At 69.2% G+C, this 17924-nt stretch carries 14 protein-coding genes and 1 pseudogene; 7 read left to right on the forward strand and 8 right to left on the reverse strand.

The genetic code is table 11. The annotated features are described in order from the left end of the window. Nucleotides 1–103: 103 nt before the first annotated feature. On the forward strand, nt 104–1651 hold the full coding sequence (locus ACFFQA_RS32880; RefSeq protein WP_377860741.1) for a S8 family peptidase: 1548 nt from the start codon (nt 104–106) through the stop codon (nt 1649–1651). Nucleotides 1652–1692: 41 nt separating this feature from the next. Further along, nucleotides 1693–3210 (forward strand): S8 family serine peptidase, encoded by a 1518-nt coding sequence (locus ACFFQA_RS32885; protein ID WP_377860743.1) that lies wholly within the window; start codon nt 1693–1695, stop codon nt 3208–3210. 113 nt (nt 3211–3323) lie between these two features. Here the strand turns inward: ACFFQA_RS32885 and ACFFQA_RS32890 are convergent. Continuing rightward, a pseudogene (locus tag ACFFQA_RS32890) lies at nt 3324–4122 on the reverse strand (IS5 family transposase). Nucleotides 4123–4266: 144 nt separating this feature from the next. On the opposite strand from ACFFQA_RS32890, the gene ACFFQA_RS32895 reads away from it, so the two are divergent. Further along, nucleotides 4267–5043 carry a hypothetical protein gene (locus tag ACFFQA_RS32895; protein ID WP_377860745.1) on the forward strand — a complete coding sequence of 259 codons (777 nt, stop codon included), beginning with the start codon at nt 4267–4269 and terminating at the stop codon, nt 5041–5043. A 271-nt stretch (nt 5044–5314) separates the two neighbouring features. Here the strand turns inward: ACFFQA_RS32895 and ACFFQA_RS32900 are convergent, their stop codons facing one another. The 4 genes from ACFFQA_RS32900 to ACFFQA_RS32915 all read right to left on the reverse strand — a co-directional run bounded on the left by ACFFQA_RS32900 (nt 5315) and on the right by ACFFQA_RS32915 (nt 10897). Then, on the reverse strand, nt 5315–6583 hold the full coding sequence (locus tag ACFFQA_RS32900) for an HNH endonuclease signature motif containing protein (RefSeq protein ID WP_377860747.1): 1269 nt from the start codon (nt 6581–6583) through the stop codon (nt 5315–5317). A 105-nt stretch (nt 6584–6688) separates the two neighbouring features. Next, a complete protein-coding gene (locus ACFFQA_RS32905) occupies nt 6689–8119 on the reverse strand; it encodes a trypsin-like serine protease (protein WP_377860749.1) in 1431 nt (476 codons plus the stop codon). An 81-nt stretch (nt 8120–8200) separates the two neighbouring features. Next, on the reverse strand, nt 8201–9124 hold the full coding sequence (locus ACFFQA_RS32910; protein WP_377860751.1) for a serine/threonine-protein kinase: 924 nt from the start codon (nt 9122–9124) through the stop codon (nt 8201–8203). 3 nt (nt 9125–9127) lie between these two features. Next, nucleotides 9128–10897: an N-6 DNA methylase gene (locus tag ACFFQA_RS32915; RefSeq protein ID WP_377860753.1), complete on the reverse strand. Its 1770-nt coding sequence runs from the start codon at nt 10895–10897 to the stop codon at nt 9128–9130. A gap of 73 nt (nt 10898–10970) precedes the next feature. Between ACFFQA_RS32915 and ACFFQA_RS32920 the strand changes: the two genes are divergently transcribed. After that, a complete protein-coding gene (locus tag ACFFQA_RS32920; protein WP_377860755.1) occupies nt 10971–11789 on the forward strand; it encodes a PP2C family protein-serine/threonine phosphatase in 819 nt (272 codons plus the stop codon). A 212-nt stretch (nt 11790–12001) separates the two neighbouring features. Here ACFFQA_RS32920 and ACFFQA_RS32925 read toward each other — a convergent pair whose 3' ends face one another. Next, nucleotides 12002–12595: a TetR/AcrR family transcriptional regulator C-terminal domain-containing protein gene (locus ACFFQA_RS32925; RefSeq protein ID WP_377860757.1), complete on the reverse strand. Its 594-nt coding sequence runs from the start codon at nt 12593–12595 to the stop codon at nt 12002–12004. A gap of 76 nt (nt 12596–12671) precedes the next feature. Between ACFFQA_RS32925 and ACFFQA_RS32930 the strand changes: the two genes are divergently transcribed. Next, nucleotides 12672–13958, forward strand: a complete 1287-nt coding sequence (locus tag ACFFQA_RS32930; RefSeq protein ID WP_377860759.1) for an FAD-dependent monooxygenase — start codon at nt 12672–12674, stop codon at nt 13956–13958. Between the two features lie 132 nt (nt 13959–14090). Beyond that, nucleotides 14091–15512: a M1 family metallopeptidase gene (locus tag ACFFQA_RS32935; RefSeq protein ID WP_377860760.1), complete on the forward strand. Its 1422-nt coding sequence runs from the start codon at nt 14091–14093 to the stop codon at nt 15510–15512. Nucleotides 15513–15525: 13 nt separating this feature from the next. On the opposite strand, the gene ACFFQA_RS32940 is transcribed toward ACFFQA_RS32935, so the two are convergent. Then, a complete protein-coding gene (locus ACFFQA_RS32940) occupies nt 15526–16440 on the reverse strand; it encodes a proteasome assembly chaperone family protein (protein ID WP_377860762.1) in 915 nt (304 codons plus the stop codon). Between the two features lie 171 nt (nt 16441–16611). Between ACFFQA_RS32940 and ACFFQA_RS32945 the strand changes: the two genes are divergently transcribed. Next, nucleotides 16612–17364, forward strand: coding sequence for a sulfite exporter TauE/SafE family protein (locus ACFFQA_RS32945; RefSeq protein WP_377860764.1), 753 nt, complete (start codon nt 16612–16614; stop codon nt 17362–17364). Here ACFFQA_RS32945 and ACFFQA_RS32950 read toward each other — a convergent pair. Further along, entirely contained in the window at nt 17342–17908 is a 567-nt protein-coding gene (locus tag ACFFQA_RS32950) for a GNAT family N-acetyltransferase (RefSeq protein WP_377860766.1), read from the reverse strand. The two genes, ACFFQA_RS32945 and ACFFQA_RS32950, sit on opposite strands and share 23 nt — an antisense overlap. Nucleotides 17909–17924: the final 16 nt, after the last annotated feature.

Genomic DNA, 17924 nt, shown 5'->3' on the forward strand with positions numbered 1-17924 from the left:
GGAGTACCCGCCGGATGGTGATGCCTACGTGGCTGTCAGTTAGCTCCCTGCACCTCCCTGCCCGGCAGCCATCCGCCTCCGGCGCGAAACGGAGAACATCCCCATGCGACGAGAAACCCTGCGCGGAGTCCTCACCGCGTGCCTGACCAGCAGTGTCTGCGTGCTGGCTGTCACAACCGGCCAGGCGGCAGCGGCCCCGGCCGAAGGCCCGATCCGCAACGCCAACCAGCCCGGCTCGGTCACGGGCAGCTACATCGTGGTTCTCAAGGACGGCCCCGGCATCAGCTCCGCGGACCTCGCGGCGAAGGTCGGCGGCCAGGTCCAGCGCGACTACACCGCCGCCCTGCGCGGCTTCTCCGCGAAGATGGACGAGCGCGCCGCCAAGCGCCTCGCCGCCGACCCGGCCGTCGCCTACGTGGAGCAGGACGGCTACGCGTACGGCTACGGCACGCAGACCAACCCGACTTGGGGTCTGGACCGGATCGACCAGAAGAACCTGCCGCTGGACAAGAAGTACAGCTACGCCAACACCGCGTCCAACGTCACCGCGTACATTGTGGACACCGGGATTCACAAGACGCACCCGGACTTCGGCGGCCGGGCGGTGGACGGCTACGACTTCATCGACAACGACGCCGTCGCCCAGGACTGCAACGGCCACGGCACCCACGTGGCTGGCACGGTCGGCAGCGCCACCTACGGCGTCGCCAAGGGCGTCAAGCTGGTCGGCGTCCGCGTGCTCAACTGCCAGGGGCAGGGCCAGTGGTCCCAGGTGATCGGCGGCATCGACTGGGTCGCCAAGAACGCGGTGAAGCCCGCTGTCGCCAACATGAGCCTCGGCGGCGGCGCGAGCTCGTCGGTGGACGACGCGGTCCGCAGGGCGATCCAGTCCGGTGTGACGTTCGGCGTCGCGGCGGGCAACGACAACGGCAAGGACGCCTGCGGCACCAGCCCGGCGCGCACGCCGGAGGCGCTGACCGTCGGCTCGACCGACAGCCAGGACACCAGGTCCTCCTTCTCCAACATCGGCACCTGCCTCGACATCTTCGCTCCGGGCTCCAGCGTCACCTCGACGTGGAACAACGGCGGCACCAACACGATCAGCGGCACCTCGATGGCCACCCCGCACGTGGTCGGCGCGGCCGCGCTCTACCTGTCGGCCAACACCTCCGCGACGCCTGCCCAGGTCGGCAAGGCGCTGACCGACAACGCCACGGCGGGCGTGGTGAAGAACGCGGGCTCCGGCTCGCCGAACAAGCTGCTCTACACCGGCTTCATCGGCGGTGGCGGCGGAACCCCGACCTGTGACGGCGCGGCCAACGGTGACAAGGTGGCGATCCCGGACGCGGGCGCGGCAGTGACCAGCTCCGTGGTCGTCTCCGGCTGCGACAGCAAGGGCTCGGCCACGGCGGCGGTCAAGGTGGACATCACCCACCCGTACACGGCCGACCTGTCGGTGGACCTCATCGCCCCCAGCGGTGCGGTGACCAGCCTGAAGAAGGTGGGCGGCGCGAACTCCCGTGACGGGATCCACCAGACGTTCACGGTGGACACCACGGCGGAGGACCGCAACGGCACCTGGAAGCTCCAGGTCCGTGACCACTACCGCTTCGACGAGGGCACGATCGACTCCTGGTCCATCGCGTTCTGACCCAGGACCCCGGCCCTTTAAGTCCACTGTGGAGGGACAAGATGAGACGTCTCCCGATCGCGGTGCTGCTGGCCTCGCTGGCCTCCTTCGGCGTTCCCGCCGTGGCGGCGGCCTCCGCCGACTTCGTCCCGGCGAAGAACCCGGTCCCCGGTAGCTTCCTGGTCTCGCTCAAGGAAGGCCCGGCGGCGGCCGCCGCGTCCTCGGCGACGCTGGCCCAGCGCTACGGCGGCACCGTGAAGACGGTGTTCACGGCGGCGATGCACGGCTTCCTGGTCCGCGGCCTGTCCGAGCCGGCGGCCCGTCGCCTTGCGGCGGACCCGTTGGTGCGCAAGGTCTTCCAGGACGGCACGGCACGCATCGCGGACACCCAGGTCAACCCGACCTACGGGATCGACCGGGTGGACCAGCGGAACCTCCCGCTGGACAAGAAGTACACCTACAACACCACGGCGTCGAACGTGACCGCGTACATCCTGGACACCGGGATCCGCAAGACCCACACGGAGTTCGAGGACCGCGCCGCCGACGGCTACGACTTCGTCGACGAGGACCCGATCGCCCAGGACTGCAACGGCCACGGCACCCACGTGTCCGGCACGGTCGGCGGAAAGACCTGGGGCATCGCGAAGAAGGTGAAGCTGGTCGCGGTCCGCATCCTCGGGTGCGGTGGCAGCGCCCCGGACTCCGACGGCGTCGAGGGCATCGAGTGGATCGCCAAGAACGCCAAGAGACCGGCGGTGGTCAACGGCAGCTTCACCTTCGACACCCCGGCGATCGGGGACGAGGCGATCGGCAGGCTGACGCAGGCCGGGGTCACCTTCGTGGTCGCGGCGGGCAACAGCTCGGCGGACGCCTGCGACACCGGCCCCGCTCGCCTCCCCGCGGTGATCACCACGGGTGCGACGGACAACGCCGACAACCGGGCGTCGTTCTCCAACTACGGCCGTTGCCTGGACCTCTTCGCGCCGGGCAACAACATCACGTCGGCCTCGCACTCCAGCGACACGGGCACGGCGACGATGAGCGGCACCTCGATGGCGAGCCCGCACGTGGCGGGAGGCGCGGCGCTGTACCTGTCGGCCAACCCCACGGCGACGCCGGACCAGGCGTCGAAGGGCCTGGTGGACAACGCGACGAGCAACGTGGTGAAGAACCCGGGTTCCGGGTCGCCGAACAAGCTGCTCCACACCTTGTTCGGCAGCCCATCGACCTGTGCGGGCGGAGCGAACGGCGACGACGTGGCGATCCCGGACGCGGGCGAGGCGGTGACCAGCTCCGTGGTCGTCTCCGGCTGCGAGGGCAAGGGCTCGGCCACGACGTCGGTCAAGGTCGACATCGTGCACCCGTACTCGGCGGATCTCGCGGTGGACCTGATCGGTCCGAGTGGGACGGAGTACCCGCTGCGCGCCTCCGGCGGTGTCGGCTCGCCGGAGGGAGTGCACCGGACGTTCACCGTGAACACCGTTGGGGAGGAACGGAACGGGACCTGGAAGCTCCAGGTCCGGGATGTCTACCGGTACGACGTCGGGTCGCTTGACGGGTGGTCGTTGAGCTTCTGACCGCTTGGTTGTGGGCCGGGAGGTGTCTTCGTCGGTGGAGGCACCTCCTGGCTCCGTGAGGGGTTTCGTTGGGCTGTGCCCCGTCCTTTCAGCGCGCTGAGCATCGGCACGTTTCAGAATGATGTTGTGAGTTGTCGGTAGCAGTTCAGGACGCATCCGAGTCGGAGGAGTCCATAGTGGACGTCGGCTCGTCGTTCTTAACGGATGTGGAGGCGTTGGTGCAGTCAGGCGAAAGTGCGCTCCACGACCCAGCGGACCGTGCCGAGACCTGATCCGTGATCGGTGTTCTTGCGGGCGATACCCGGAGTGATTCACCTTGCCCGCAAGGCGTTTCGGTGGTGCTCGTAGTCGTAGCCATGGTCACCGTCGAGCCAACGGGGCCGCTGCCACGGCCAGCCGTGTTTGCCTCGGATCGTCGGCGGGGCTTCGATAAGCGGGATCGGTTGGGTGCCGTCGTGACGGTTGCCGCCGGTGACTGTGACCGCCAATGGGATCGCCGTCCTCGATGATCACATGGTGTTTCGAGCCGGTGCGAGCCCGATCGACGGGCGAGGGTCCCGTCGCCGCCCCCTTTTGAGCACCCGAACATGCGAAGCATTCACCCCCACGGTGTCCAGATCGAGCCGGTGCAGAAGCAGCTCGTGCACCGCCGTGAACGCCCCCGGTCTCGGTCCACTCCCGCAACCTGCGCCAGCAAGTCGCTCCGGAACATCCGGCAACCTGGCGCGGCAGTTCCCGTCAGGCAATCCCGGTCTTGAGCACGAACACAACGCCCGCCAACGCGGCCCGATCGTCGGTTGGCAACGGCCCTGGATGCCTATGGCGACGCAGCGGACGTGGCGGCAACAACGGTTCTACCGGCTCCCACAAGCTTTCTGGCACCAGCTCCTCGATCACCCGAACAGCATGCATGCCGACAGTTGACCGACCACCACATTCCGGCACGCCGTCCTCTTGTGGTTCCGCAAGGTGCTTCATCCAGGTGCCCGTTGCCCCCGACTGTGATCATCGGTAGCGTGATAACAGGGGAGGATCACCGTCGTACTTGGGGAATTCATGCTGCCGCAACGGTTGTCGATCGCTCGCATCGTCAGCGGCATCAGGATGGTGCTTCCCTGGTACACGGCCAAGGCCGTGTTCAAGCCCCTCGTCGGCAGCGGCCGGCGGGACGAGCTGCTGGACCGGCTCGCGTTCTGGCGCTCGGTGGTCGGCCTGCTCGTGGTCGTCTTCGCGACCATTGACTGGCGGTTGCCGGAGAACGTGCTCCTGGACACCTACGGAAAGGTCGCGCAGACGGCCTTCCTCAGCTTGGGTGTCGCCGTGGTGCTCTGGCTGGGCATCTGCGCCATCAACCCAGGCCGGGCCCGGATCGTCCGCAGGACGGTCCGCGTGGTGGTTCGGATCATGTCGGCAGGGCTGGCGATCTTCATCCTTCCGCTTGTCTTCCTGTCCGTCGGCCTCTACGCCGTTGGCGCGCACCTTCGACCAGAGGTGACGGGCTCGGGGGTGTTCTGGGCCCTCCTGCCGTTCTTCTGGCTCCTCGTGCACGCGCTGTGCGTCGTCTACTGGGCGGCCCGGACGTGCTTGTGGATCAGCGATGTCCACCCGCTCCTCGGGCCGCTGGGGTCGGCGGTTCTCACAGCACTGGTGACGGTCAACGAGACCCTCGAAGGCGACAGCAAGGGTGTGCCCTACTCGCTGTGGCTGGTGCTGAACCTGTTCGGCCTGGCGACAGCGCTGATCCTCGCCCATGCCGAATACCGCCACATCCGCAGCACCGGTGTGGAGCTGACCGCCGATCCCGATTCGGCTCCGGCCAGTGCGGACCGTTGACCGCGATCACCGGCCCGGCCACCCCTTTGTACTGCATCGACAGGATGGAAACCTGGGCTGGTCTCCTGGTGGTTGATCTCGGTGAAGAAGTTGATCAGCCGCCGACGGCAGGCACGCCGTTGGTGTGAAACGAGCTGTTGAAGAAAACCGATCTTTGAACTCAGCCCCGGCAGGCCAACCCACCTGGGAACCGGGCGGTGGGCAGGCGTGGTCACCCGTCCAGGACGACGGCACTTACGTGCGGCAGAACGATCCGGGACCCGCCAGCCCACTACCCCGGCACCTCATACCGACCACCGCCGGTCGGCAGCACCGTCTGCCACGCCGTCCGGATATTGCGCCGAGGTTGTCGAGCTGGGTCAACCCAGGAAGGTGGGATGAACACCGGCAACCCGTTCTCGAACTCGATCTCCCAGTCCCCCTCGTGGATCACCGTGTGGTGATGTCGGCACAACAACACCGTGTTGTGCAGGGCGGTCGGGCCGCCTTCGGACCAGTGGATCACGTGGTGAGCGTCGGTCCAGGCGGCGGGCATCGTGCAGCCTGGGAACGCGCACCCCTTGTCGCGGACGGCGAGGGCGGTGCGGAGGGGTCCGGTGACGGTGCGCTGGGCCTGGCCCACGTCCAAGGGAATACCCATGGTGTCCAGCACCACGGGGATGATCTTGGCGTCGCAGGCCATCCGCCGGATCGTCTTCGCCGTCATCGGCCCACCCCACGACGCCCACCCGGAGGACAGGCCATCGCGCAGGTCGGCGTAGTCGATCGTCACGCTGATATGCGGACGCTCTCCCCCGACCTTGGGCAGGTCACCGGCTTGCAGGGCCTGGGTGGTCAAGGCGACCAGCGCATCCGCCTGGCGTTGGTCAGTCGAGCGCAGGTCCACGTCGCCGTCGGCGGGTTGGGGTTTGGACAACGCGTGGATGGCCGTCCGGAACGCCTCGCCACCCTCGGGATCGAGGCAGCCGGTGAGGTGCACCCACCCCTTCGCGTCCTGGGAGACCCGGAGGAAGCGCTTGGCGATGCCCTCGTTCTCCTCCGCCAGCGTCCCGTCTTGGTCCAGGACCGCCCGGAGATGTTTTCCGGCCTTCTGGAGTTCTTTGTGGTTGAGGAAGCGGGCCTGCTCCGCGAGGACCTTCTCGGCGTCGTCGGTGACCTCGACCGGGAGCGTTGCGGGGAGGGCGCGGAGGACGTCGGAGACCGCGAGGGCGTGGTCGAGGGTGATCGCACCCTCCCGCAACGCCTGCCGCGTCGAAGGGAGGGCGGGGAGTTCGTGGACCAGGCGCCCACGTCGGCGGGCCTCGTGCGGGGTCAGGTTCAACGCCCCGCGCAACAACGCGGCGATGTCACGGCAGCCGTGCCGCGAGTGCAGGCTGCGCTGCTCCGCCTGGGTCGCTAACTCCTGGGAGACCGCCGCGATCAACCGGGAGGCTTTCTCCAGGGCCTGCAACATGGGCAGGATCTCGGTCTCGGGCATCTGGTGGGAGCGGCCGGTGGCGAGGTGGTCGGTGAGGTGGGTGATGTAGTCGTGGGTGTCCAAGGGGAATCACCTCCTTTCTTCACCTCGATTGAAACTCGACCACCTCGGCCTGTCAAAGCACTAGCGGGTGAAATCGTTGGTGTGTAAGGGATTCGGCGACGTCGCCTAGTTGGGGGAAGTAAGGGGTCGCACGGTCATCGTGAACGTCGTGCTACCAGCGCTTCCATCAGTTGTGGTCGCTGTCACCGTGATCGGATAACTCCCCGCAGGGGTCTGGAAACTGGTTGATACCAGCATTTGTGTGCTAGCTCCTTGTTCGATCACGGCGGGGCTGAACTGGACGCGTGCGCCCGCCGGAACCCCGCTCGCCGACAACGTCAGGTTTCCCGAACCGCCGGTCGCTGTCACCGATGTCTGCGCGAAGAAACCTTGCGGCACAACGCTTTCACTGGGACTTGCCGTGACGCGGACCTCTCCCGCGACCACCAGGGACAGTGTTGCCGAGGAAACGGCACCCGAGCCGTCCGTGCCGTTGATCTTCACGTTGTACGTGCCCGCCGGGGTTGAGGGGGCGGTCTCGATGGTCAGCTTCGCCGCCGAGCCCGGCCGCACCGAGTTCGGTTGGAACACGGCCTTTGCGCCGCTTGGCAATCCGGCGGCGCTGAGTTCGAGTGGTCCCGCTGTCGCGGTCACCGTCGCAGAGGCGTGCTTGCCCTTGTCGACTGCCAGCGAGGTCGGGGTGACGGCGATGCTGGAGGTCGTGCCGAGCTGTTCCTTGACCCAGTCGCCCATGTCGTTGGTGAGGCGGCCGTAGACGCCGTACCACTTGAAGTCGCTGCGGCTCCAGGAGGCGACGCCGATGATGGTGCCGTCAACGACCAACGGGCCGCCGCTGTCGCCCGGCAGGATCGTCACCCTGCCGTCGGAGTAGCCCGCGCAGATCATGGTGGCGGACTTGAAGCCCGCCCCCACCCCTTGGCATTGGCGGTCACCGTCGACGATCGGCAGGGTCGCCTTGTCCAGGGTCACGTCCTTCTGGACGTCGTCGAAGTCCTTCTTGCCGTAGCCGAAGCCGAGGCCGTTCTTGCCCGGAGCCTCAAGGCCGGCGTTCGCCGACGTGGCGAACCGGGCGTACTCGCCGCCGGGAACCGGGATGTCGTCGGCGACCGTGACCACGGCGACGTCGTAGCCCTGGTCGAAGTTCACGTACTTCGGGTGCTTCTTGTACTCCACGACGTTGGTGCGGAAGCCACCTCCGGCGTTGAGGTCGTTCAGGCCGTAGAGGAAGCTCTTGTCGCCCTGGGCGTCCGCGCAGTGGGCCGCGATCAGGATCTTGCGCGGGGCGATCACCGAGCCGGTGCAGGACTGGCCCTGGGGACGGGAGCCGCCCGCGCGCAGGCCCGCGATGATCGAGGGGAACTCCTCGACCGTGGCGTCCTCGCCGTTGGAGAACATCGCGCTCGCGTCGCCGCGCGTGGGCACCGTGGAGCCCTCGAAGTTCGCGGCGGGGGAGTGCGGGGTTGCATGGGCTTGGGGGACAACGAGACTGGCGATGACGGCGAGCGGCAGGACGCTCAGCGCGTGTGGTCTCTTCACCGGGGATTCCTTTCAGGACGGTGGTTTCGCTCGCAGGGGGAGCGACGTCATCACTGTCCGATGAGTCCCGGTGCGGAACAATCAGGGCGTTGGTCCGTAGGGGTACGGCACTATTGGCTCGGCCTGGCCCACCATTCGTGCGTACATCCGTCCGGGGCTCGGCGTGGTCGGCGGGGTCAGGAAACCCGGCAGTGCGGGCAGGTCCACGGCGAAGGGCCGCAGACGCTCGTACAGCTCCGTGGCGTCGGCGGGGCGGCGCTCCGGGTCCTTCTCCAGCAGCTGCTGCACGAGCGCGTTGAGCTCCGTTGGCACGCCGAGCACCGCCGGGGGTCGTTCCTTCACCTGCTTCTCGAAGATCGCGTATGCCGTGGGACCGGTGAAGAGTTGTTGTCCTGTCAGCATTTCGTGCAGCACGCAGCCCAGTGCGTAGAGGTCGCTGAGCGGTCCGGCGACGCCGCGCTGGATCTGCTCCGGTGCCATGTAGGACGGGGTGCCCAGGAGCTGGCCGGCTCGGGTGAACTGGGCGACGTCGCTCTCGCGGAGCATGGCCAGGCCGAAGTCGAGGACCTTCACGCTGCCGTCCGGGCACAGCATCAGGTTGGTGGGCTTGAGGTCGCGGTGGCAGATCGCCAGGGCGTGCGCCGCCGTGAGCACCGCGGACGCCTGCGCCGCGATCGAGGCGGCCCACGGCACCGGGACCGGCCCCTGCTCGCCGACCAGGTCCGCGACGGTCACGCCGTCGATGAACTGCATGACCTGGAACAGCCGGTGGTCGACCGTGCCGAAGTCGTAGAGGACCGGGGCGCCCGGGTGCTCCAGCCGCGCCAGGATGCGCGCCTCGCGGACGAAGCGGCGTTCCAGCTCGTCGTCGGGGCCTCCTGGCAGCTGGAGGAACTTCACCGCGACCCTGCGGTCCAGGTGCTTGTCGTGCCCGCGGTAGACCGCGCCCATGCCGCCCCTGCCGAGTGGCAGCTCGTCGAGCAGGTACCGGTCGGCGACGAGCATCCGCTAGCTCCTCGGTTCCAGGCTGCCATCGACAAGTCCGTCGAAGCCTAGCCTGACCAGCGCCTCCCCCGCCTCGGCAGTCTCGCGCAGGGTGTCGGCCAGCTCGGTCAGCCGCCGGAACGCCGCGCCGTAGACGCGTTGCTCGGCGAGTGAGAGCCGGGGCAGCTGGGTGCGGCGCGCGTCGATCCGGCTGGAGCCGAGGGTGCCGCGCTGGTCCCCGGAGCGCAGCGCTCCGGCGAGGAAGTCGGCGTCCATCCGCGCGGGATCGACCCGGTAGGCCGCCAGGTGCGCGCCGAGGGTGACGGTCGTGGTGGCCACCCGAGCCACTCCGAGCGGCGAGGCGATCACCTCGCCGGGGGTGGCGGTGACCAGGTCGGGGCCACCGGCGGTGCCGGTCGGGGCCCGGCCGTGCGCGAGGTCGTCCACGGTCAGCACGGGAACGTCGCCGTCGGGCATCCTGGCTGGCGAGTGGCGCACCGAGACGAGCCCGGCCTTCAGCAGCTCGCCGAGGGTGGTCGTCGGCAGGACCCGGCGCTCCGCGAGCACGTCGAGCGCGGGTTCGGTCGCCGGGGCCAGCCGCCGGAAGCGGTCGAGCGCCGAGGAGAACTCGCCGCCGAGGTCCCTGCCGCCCTGGCCGCGGTGCCGCGCCGGGCTGAGGTCCACGTCGTCGTCGAGCAGGTCGATGATCCGCACCCGCCGCACGCCGTCGCCGTCCATCGCGATGTCCACTGTGGAGGGATCGGACGCCGTCACGAGCGCGAGGTGCGACGGCGGCCGGTCGTGGGGTTCGGGGCGCCGCAGCAGCCACAGGTCCGAGCCCGTGGTGGAGAGCGTGATCACCGCGCGCAGAGCTCCGGCGCGCAACAGGTTTCCGCGAATCCTGCGGCCGGGCCGACGGCTCGCGACCGCGCTGGGCATGAGGATCGCCACCAGGCCACCGGGGCGCACGCCTGCCAGGCAGTGCTGCGCCCACGCCAGCTCGGGTTCGCCGCGTGGTGGCAGGCCGTACTCCCAGCGCGGGTCGCCGGTCAGCTCGGCGTAGCCCCACGCGCGGTCGTTGAACGGAGGTTCGCACACCACCGCGTCCGCCTGGACCGACGAGAAACCGTTCTGCAGCAGGGAGTCCGCGCAGACCACCGTCGAAGTGCGATCGCGCAGGAGCAGGCGCGCCGAGGTGATGGTGGCCTGCGCCGCGTTGACGTCCTGGCCGAGCGCGCGGGCCGGAGCGCCGGTCAGCAGCAGGGTGCCGAGGCCGCAGGCGGGGTCCAGCACCGTGCCGCCGTCCGCGGCGACCAGGCGGGTCATCAGCTCGGCGACGTCGGGCGGGGTGACCGCGAGCTGCCGGGAGTGCGCCTCCAGGTAGCGCTCGCAGAGCAGGTCGAGCGCTTCGGCGGCGCCGTGCTCCTCGGCCAGGGCGGCGAGCAGCTCCGTGTCAGCGGGCTCTTCGCTCACGGCGGGCAAGCCTTCGGCGGACAGGCCTTCGCGGTGGAGCAGGAACACCGCGGCGGACGCGACCAGCTCGCCGAGGCGGAGGTCCTCGCCCGCCGCCCGCAGCCGCTGCCAGGCACGGTCGGCCAGCGAGAGCCGGTAGGACTTGCCGTTGCGCCGCAGCCAGTCCTCGACCTCGCGGAGGGAGAACAGCGGGCTGGTGGCCGTGCCGCCGACGGGGCGGGGGAAGTCCTCGTGGCGTCGCCGCCAGTTGCTGACCGCCGCCCGGCCGACGTCGACCAGCCTGGCGATCTCGCCCGCGTTGACGGTGGCGTCCTGGCTCATGCGCTCACCGTATCAGCGTCCATCCACAACCGAGTTGCTTGTGAACTGACTTCACAGGTGCTCTACTGGTGGCATGACGAACAGCTTGCGGACGGCGATCGGCTCCGACCCGGGGCCGCACCGGACCGGCAACGAGGACTCCGCGCTGGTCGCGCCGTGCCTGCTCGCGGTCGCCGACGGCATGGGCGGCCACGTGTTCGGCGAGGTGGCCAGCGCGGCCACGATCGCCGCCCTCGGAGATCTCGAAGCCTGGGCGGCGGGCGTGGACCTGCGGGAGCGGGATACGCTGGAGCTCGTCCGCGCCGGGGTGGCCGAGGCCGCGCGCAGGCTGGACGAGCTGGCCGACGCCGATCCGGAGCTGCGCGGGATGGGCACGACGGTCACGGCGATGCTCTGGGACGGGGTCGGCTTCGCCGTGGCCCACGTCGGCGACTCGCGCGCCTACGTGCTGCGCGACGGCCTGCTCGGCCAGCTCACCCACGACCACACGATGGTCCAGTCCCTGGTCGACGCGGGCCGGATCACCAGGGCGGAGGCCGAGCGGCACCCGCGCAGGTCGGTGCTGATGCGCACCCTCCAGAGCGGCAACGCCTACGAACTGGACCTGTTCCGAGTCGACGCGCGGCTCGGGGACCGGTACCTCGTGTGCTCGGACGGGCTGACCGATGTGGTCAGCGACCAGGCCGTGCGCGAGGCGCTGCTCAACGCGACCGACCCGGCCGAGGCCGTGCACTGGTTGATCACCCTGGCCGTGCGCGCGGGCGGCCCCGACAACATCACCTGCGTGGTCGCGGATGTGGTGCCGGGCGAACCCACGGACTCCGACAGCGGTCGGATCACCGTGGGCGCGCACCGGCTCCTCGGCTCACCCACGCCACGACAAGCGTCCTAGCGACCGTCACGCCTCCGGGGCGCGGCACGCCTCCCTGCGCAGGCGCTGCTCCGCCGGGGAGGCCGCAGACGTCGTCGTGAGCGGCCCGTCGACTCGTCTGTGCACATCGGACCTGCGGTCAGGGGTTCAACGACGGCAACGTGTCCTGGAACGCCACCCGGATGCAGCCGCGCAACTGCTTCGCCTCGCGGAGGCCGACCGAGGTGAGGCACTCACTCCGGTCGCAGTGAGTTCACGATCAGGCTCAGCCCGTAGTCGAACCGCTCGTCGAACGTGCCCCCGACGAGGTGGCCGAACACCCGGCTGAGCGCGGGATGCGTTGCGGGGGAAAGGGTTGCCGGGAACTCGGTCGTAGGCGCGTTCTGTTCTTCCTGTGTGATCCCGAGTACGAAGTAGGAGATGGTCCACGTCGTCCACGCGGCGTCCTTTTCGGACAGTCCACCGTCGAGCAGCGTCGCCACGAACGCCTCGCTCATCCGCAGCGTGTGCTCCTCGGCCGCGTAGGTACCGGCCACGATCCGTGCGCCGTCCCGATGGCCGAGCAGCGCGGCGCGGTAGCGGCGGGAGAGCTCGCGCAGCCGCGCGTCCCACCTCCTCGGCAGCTTCTCCAGCGTGACCGCGGCCACGATCGCGTCGGCCATCAGCTCCAGCAGCCGCGCCTTGGTCTTGACGTGCCAGGAGACCGTGTTCAGCCGCACGTCGAGCCGGTCGGCGACCGCGCGCAGGCTGACCGCGTCCGCGCCCTTCTCGTCGAGCAGCTCCAGCGCGGCTGCCACGATCTCGTTCCGCCGCTCCGTGTTGGCCACATCACACCCCTTGCGTCTTGGTCAGTGACCAAGTCTACTGGAGGGCAGGTGTTGGTCACTGACCAAGGAGGTTGAGATGAGTCAGGTCATCGTCATCGGGGGTGGGCCCACGGGCCTGTGGGCCGCGAGCGAGCTGAGGCTGGCCGGGATCGACGTGCTGTTACTGGAGCGCGACACCGAGCGCGGCCCGCACTCCAAGGCCCTCACGCTGCATCCGAGGACTCTCGAAGTGCTGGCCATGCGCGGGGTGGAAGCCCCGTTCCTCGCGGAAGGCACCCCGATCCCGTCCGGTCACTTCGCCGGACTCGACACCCGCCTGGACTTCCGGTCGCTGGACTCGCCGTTCCCGTTCACGCTCTTCCTGCCGCAGACCAGGACTGAGGAGCTCCTCGAAGCACACGCGCTCGCGCTCGGAGTTCGGATCGAACGCGGTGTAGAGGTCACCGGGATCGCCCAGGACGAGGATGGTGTGCTTGTCGGCATCGGCGGCTCGACGCTGCGCGCGGAGTACGTGATCGGCTGCGACGGCGCGAGAAGCCTTGTTCGGCAGCAGATCGGCGTCGCGTTTCCAGGAACGGACGCGACCGTCTACGGCATGCTCGGCGACGTGGTGCTCGACGAACCACCCGCGCCTCCGGGAAAGACGCGGTTCGGCATCGACGGTGGGCTGATGGTTGTCCAGTTGCCCAACGGGACTCACCGCTTCGTCGGCACAGTACCGGGGTTCTCGGGAAGGCTGACGCTGGAACGGTTGCGGGCGTTGAGCAACACGGTCTTCGGCACCGACTTCGGCATGCGGGACCCGGTGTGGTTGTCCACCTTCAGCAACGCGACCCGGCAGGCGGAGTCCTACCGCGTTGGTCGTGTCTTCCTCGCCGGAGACGCCGCGCACGTCCACTTCCCCGCAGGCGGTGTCGGGCTCAACGTCGGGCTCCAGGACGCGATGAACCTGGGGTGGAAGCTCGCCGCGGTCCTCAACGGCGAAGCAGAAGAGTCCCTTTTGGACACTTATCACGCGGAACGGCACCCCGTCGGGGAACAGCTGTTGCGGCACACGGCGGCGCAGACGGCGTTGATGACGGCGTTCACGCCGGAAGGGCAGGCTTTGCGGGGGCTGCTCTCGGAACTCATCGCGACGCAACCGGGTCTGTCGCTCGAACTCGCGCGCAAACTGTCCGCTGTGGACGTGTCGTACGGCGAGATCGTGGGGAGCCGGTCCCCGGTGTTCGCCAGGCTGCCGAGGGGGAAGGCCGTCGAGCTGGACCTCACTGACGCCGATCTTCCGACTGGCTGGGAGGGAGTGACCGCCGCGGTCATCCGCCCGGACGGCCATGTCGCTTCGGTGACCCGCTCACCAGTCTAGAAGTGCTTGGTACCGAAGAGGAAAGTTCGGGTGCGGCCGAAATGTCGTTGCGGTGGCGAGTGATTGTTTGCCGCCTGGGACGAATACCCGGCTTCGAGCAACTCCCGGCGACGCTGCCTCGTACTAGCCGGTGTGAAGCAGATTCCCCGTTATGTCGCACTGGGCGTCACGGTCGCACTGACCCTGTCCCTGGGCGCGACGCCGTCGCTGGCCGCCAGCGGACTCGGCGATCCGATCTTCCCTGCCGACGGCAACACCGGCTACAAGGTCACCCGCTACGCGCTCGACTTCGACTGGCAGGCCCCGAAGAAGCCCTTCGACGCGACCACCACGGTCGATGCCGAGGCCACCGAGGCGCTGACCAGCTTCACCCTGGACTTCGGCGGAAACCAGCTGCGCGAGGTCAAGGTGGACGGCGCTGCCGCGACCACCAAGCGCACCGGCGACAAGCTGTCGATCACCCCGGCCAAGGCACTCGGCGCGAAGCAGCGCTTCCAGGTGGTGATCCGCTACACCGCCGATCCCACGCTGCAACGCAGACGCAGCGACGCGATCAGCGTCTACGGCTGGATCCCCACCCCGGACGGAACGGTGCTCTACCCGCAGCCCAACGGCTCGCGGCTGGTCTTCCCCAACAACGACCACCCGAGCCAGAAGGCACCGATCGCGATCACCGTCTCCACGCCTGCCGACATCACCGCGGTGGCGAGCGGAACCCTCAAGTCCCGCACCGAGGTGGCCGGGAACCGCGTCCGCTGGTCCTATGACTCGCCGCAACCGATCGCGACGCAGCTCGTCGGCATCGCGATCGGCAAGTTCACGGTCACGAACGGAACCGGCCCCAACGGCCTGCCGCTGCGTGACGCGATCCCCACCGACCTGGTGCAGAAGGTGGAGAAGGTCCGCACGCGCACGCCGGGCCACCTGGAGTGGATGGAGAAGCGGGTCGGCGAATACCCCTTCGACAACTACGGAATCGTTGTGGCGCACACGGATCTGGGGGTGGCGCTGGAGACGCAGACCCTGTCGATGTTCCCGGAGGGCGACGTCACCGGGACCGAGGTGTCCGCGGAGAAGGACATGGTCCACGAGCTGGCCCACCAGTGGTTCGGCAACAGCGTCACGGTGAGGACGTGGTCGGATCTCTGGCTCTCCGAAGGCCACGCGCGGTTCTACGAGCGCGTCTACGCGGCCGAGAAGGGCTGGGAGAACCTGGAGACGAAGATGCGCGAGACCTACTCGCAGCACGACCAGTGGCGCAAGACCTACGGCCCGCCCGCCAAGCCCACGGAGCCGAAGCTGTTCAGCCGCATGGTCTACGACGGCTCGGCACTGGTCCTCTACGCGCTGCGGCAGAAGGTGGGCGCGGCGGCGTTCGAGAAGATCGAGCGCGCCTGGGTGGCGGACTACCGCGACAAGTCGGCGAGCACGGCCGACTTCATCGCCGTGGCCTCCCGGGAGGCGGGCACGGACCTGACGGCCTTCCTGAGGTCCTGGCTCTACGACGCCAAGACCCCCGCGATGCCCGGCCACCCCGACTGGACCACGAGCTAGCGGTACTCCCGGCTCACTTGCCCTTGGGGTCGGACTGCTCGGCGAGGAAACGCTCGAACTCCTCGCCGAGCTCGTCGGCCGTCGGCATGCGCTCGTTCGACTCCGCCAGCAGGCTGCGCCCGCCGACCGCCTCGGTGAACGTGTCGTACTGGCGCTCCAGGCCGCGCACCACCTCCGCGACCTCGTCGGAGTCCGCGACCTGGCGGTCGATCTCGGTGTTCGTGCGGTCCGCCGCCTCGCGCAGCGCCAGCTCCGGCAGGTCGAGGGCCGCCACCGAGGACACCGCGCCCAGCAGGCGCAGCCCCGCCGCCGGGTAGGTCGCCTGCGACAGGTAGTGCGGCACGTGCGCGGCGTAGCCGATCGCGTCGTGGCCCGCCTGGCCCAGGCGCAGCTCCAGCAGCGCCTCGACGCTGCCGGGGACCTGGATGCGGTTGAAGACCTGGGGGTAGTCCGCGACCAGCTCGCTGCGGGTCGCGTGGGCCGTCACGCCGAGCGGCCTGGTGTGCGGGGCACCCATCGGGATGCCGTGGAAGCCGACCGTCAGGCGCACGCCCCAGCGCTCGATCAGGCCGCGCACCGCCGCGATGAAGCGCTCCCACTGCAGATCCGGCTCCGGGCCGGTGAGCAGCAGGAACGGGGTGCCGACCGTGTCGTGCAGCAGGCGGACCACCAGCTCGGGGGCCTCGTACTCGGCCCAGTGGTCGGTGGCGTAGGTCATCGTCGGCCGCCGGGAGCGGTAGTCGATCAGGCTGTCCACGTCGAAGCGGGCGATCACCCGGCTCTCCAGGCTGTTCACCAGGTGCTCGGCGAGCACCCGGCCCGCGCCGCCGGCGTCCATGAAGCCGTCGAGGTTGTGCAGCAGAACGGCGCCGTCGAGGTCGGGGACGTCCGAGTCCACCTCGACCAACTGCTCCGGATCCTGACCCACCGCTGCCTCCCAGGTGCGTGACTGCCGCGTGCTTCTCCCTACCCAACGCGCACGGGTGGCGAACCATTCCGCCGAACGAGCAAGTTCTTTACCCCGGTGGCGGTGTGATCCTGCTCGCGCAGGGTACCGCTCGGGCAGCCACCGCGACCGTAAGCATGCTAAGGATGCCCGGTGATCTGGTGGCATGCGGTCGTCATCTTCGTCGCCGGGGTGTGGGCGGGGACCATCAACACCGTGGTCGGCTCCGGCACTCTGGTGACGTTCCCGGTGCTCGTCGCGCTGGGCTACCCGCCGGTCACCGCCACCACGTCCAACGCCATCGGCCTGGCGCCCGGCACGATCAGCGGGGCGATCGGCTACCGCGAGGAGCTGCGGGGACAGGGACCGCGGCTGGTGCGGTTCGGGATCGCCTCGTTCCTCGGCGCGATCGGCGGCACCGTGCTGCTGCTGTCGCTGCCCAAGGACGCCTTCGAGACGATCGTGCCGGTCCTGGTCGGGCTCGCGGTCGTCCTGGTGATCATCCAGCCCCGGGTGTCCCGGTGGGTGGCCTCCCGCCAGCGGACGGCGGGCGGCGGCTCGGCCCTGCTGCTGTTCCTGATCTTCCTGATCGGGATCTACGGCGGCTACTTCACCGCCGCGCAGGGCGTGATGCTGATGGCGGTCATGGGCATGCTGCTCGCCGAGCCGCTGCAACGCCTCAACGGCATCAAGAACGTGCTCTCCGCCGTGGTGAACGTCGTCGCGGGCGCGATCTACGCGTTCGTCGCGCCGGTGAGCTGGCCGGTGGTCGGACTGCTCGCCGTCGGGTCCGTGCTCGGCGGGGTGCTCGGCGCGAGGATCGGCAGGAAGCTCTCGCCGACGATGCTGCGCGGGGTGATCGTCGTGGTCGGCGTCGGCGCGATCATCCAGCTGCTGCTGAAGTGAGCCACTCCGCCCTGGTGAGCGCGTATTCCACCTCGCCGTGCTCGGTTCCGGGGATCGGGTCCTCGAACTCCTCGTGGTAGGTGCGGACGTGGGTGAGCCCGCACTTCTCCATCACCCGCCGCGAGCCCGAGTTGACGAACATGGTGCTCGCGGTGACCCGCTGGACGCCGAGCTCGCGGAAGCCCTTGTCGATCAGCGCGCGTGAGCCCTCCGTGGCGTAGCCCTTGCCCCACGCGGCCCGGTGCAGCCGGTAGCCCAGCTCGACCTCGCCCTCGGGGGCGCCGTCGTTCGGGCGGAAGTGGAACCAGCCGAGGAAGGTACTCTCGCGGTTCTCGGCCGCCCAGAAGCCGTAGCCGGGGAAGTTCTCGTAGTACCAGAGGAAACGGGGCAGGACCTGCTCGCGCACCTCCGCGCGGGGAGTGGGCGCACCGCCGGTGAGGTAGCGCATGACCTCGGCGTCGCCGTCGAGCGCGACCAGGTTGTCCTCGTCGGCCTCGGTGAACTGGCGCAGCACCAGACGGTCCGTCTCCAGGAAGACCCGCATGCGCCGATGATCGCCG

The sequence above is a fragment of the Allokutzneria oryzae genome (genome assembly GCF_042429765.1).
GTDB classification, from domain to species: Bacteria; Actinomycetota; Actinomycetes; order Mycobacteriales; family Pseudonocardiaceae; genus Allokutzneria; species Allokutzneria oryzae.

Bases quoted from the DNA above. Each gene is read 5' to 3' on its own strand.
- ACFFQA_RS32880 (WP_377860741.1), top strand. From the start codon at position 104: ATGCGACGAGAAACCCTGCGCGGAGTCCTCACCGCGTGCCTGACCAGC.
- ACFFQA_RS32885 (WP_377860743.1), top strand. From the start codon at position 1,693: ATGAGACGTCTCCCGATCGCGGTGCTGCTGGCCTCGCTGGCCTCCTTC.
- ACFFQA_RS32895 (WP_377860745.1), top strand. From the start codon at position 4,267: ATGCTGCCGCAACGGTTGTCGATCGCTCGCATCGTCAGCGGCATCAGG.
- ACFFQA_RS32910 (WP_377860751.1), bottom strand. From the start codon at position 9,124: ATGCTCGTCGCCGACCGGTACCTGCTCGACGAGCTGCCACTCGGCAGG.
- ACFFQA_RS32915 (WP_377860753.1), bottom strand. From the start codon at position 10,897: ATGAGCCAGGACGCCACCGTCAACGCGGGCGAGATCGCCAGGCTGGTC.
- ACFFQA_RS32920 (WP_377860755.1), top strand. From the start codon at position 10,971: ATGACGAACAGCTTGCGGACGGCGATCGGCTCCGACCCGGGGCCGCAC.
- ACFFQA_RS32930 (WP_377860759.1), top strand. From the start codon at position 12,672: ATGAGTCAGGTCATCGTCATCGGGGGTGGGCCCACGGGCCTGTGGGCC.
- ACFFQA_RS32950 (WP_377860766.1), bottom strand. From the start codon at position 17,908: ATGCGGGTCTTCCTGGAGACGGACCGTCTGGTGCTGCGCCAGTTCACC.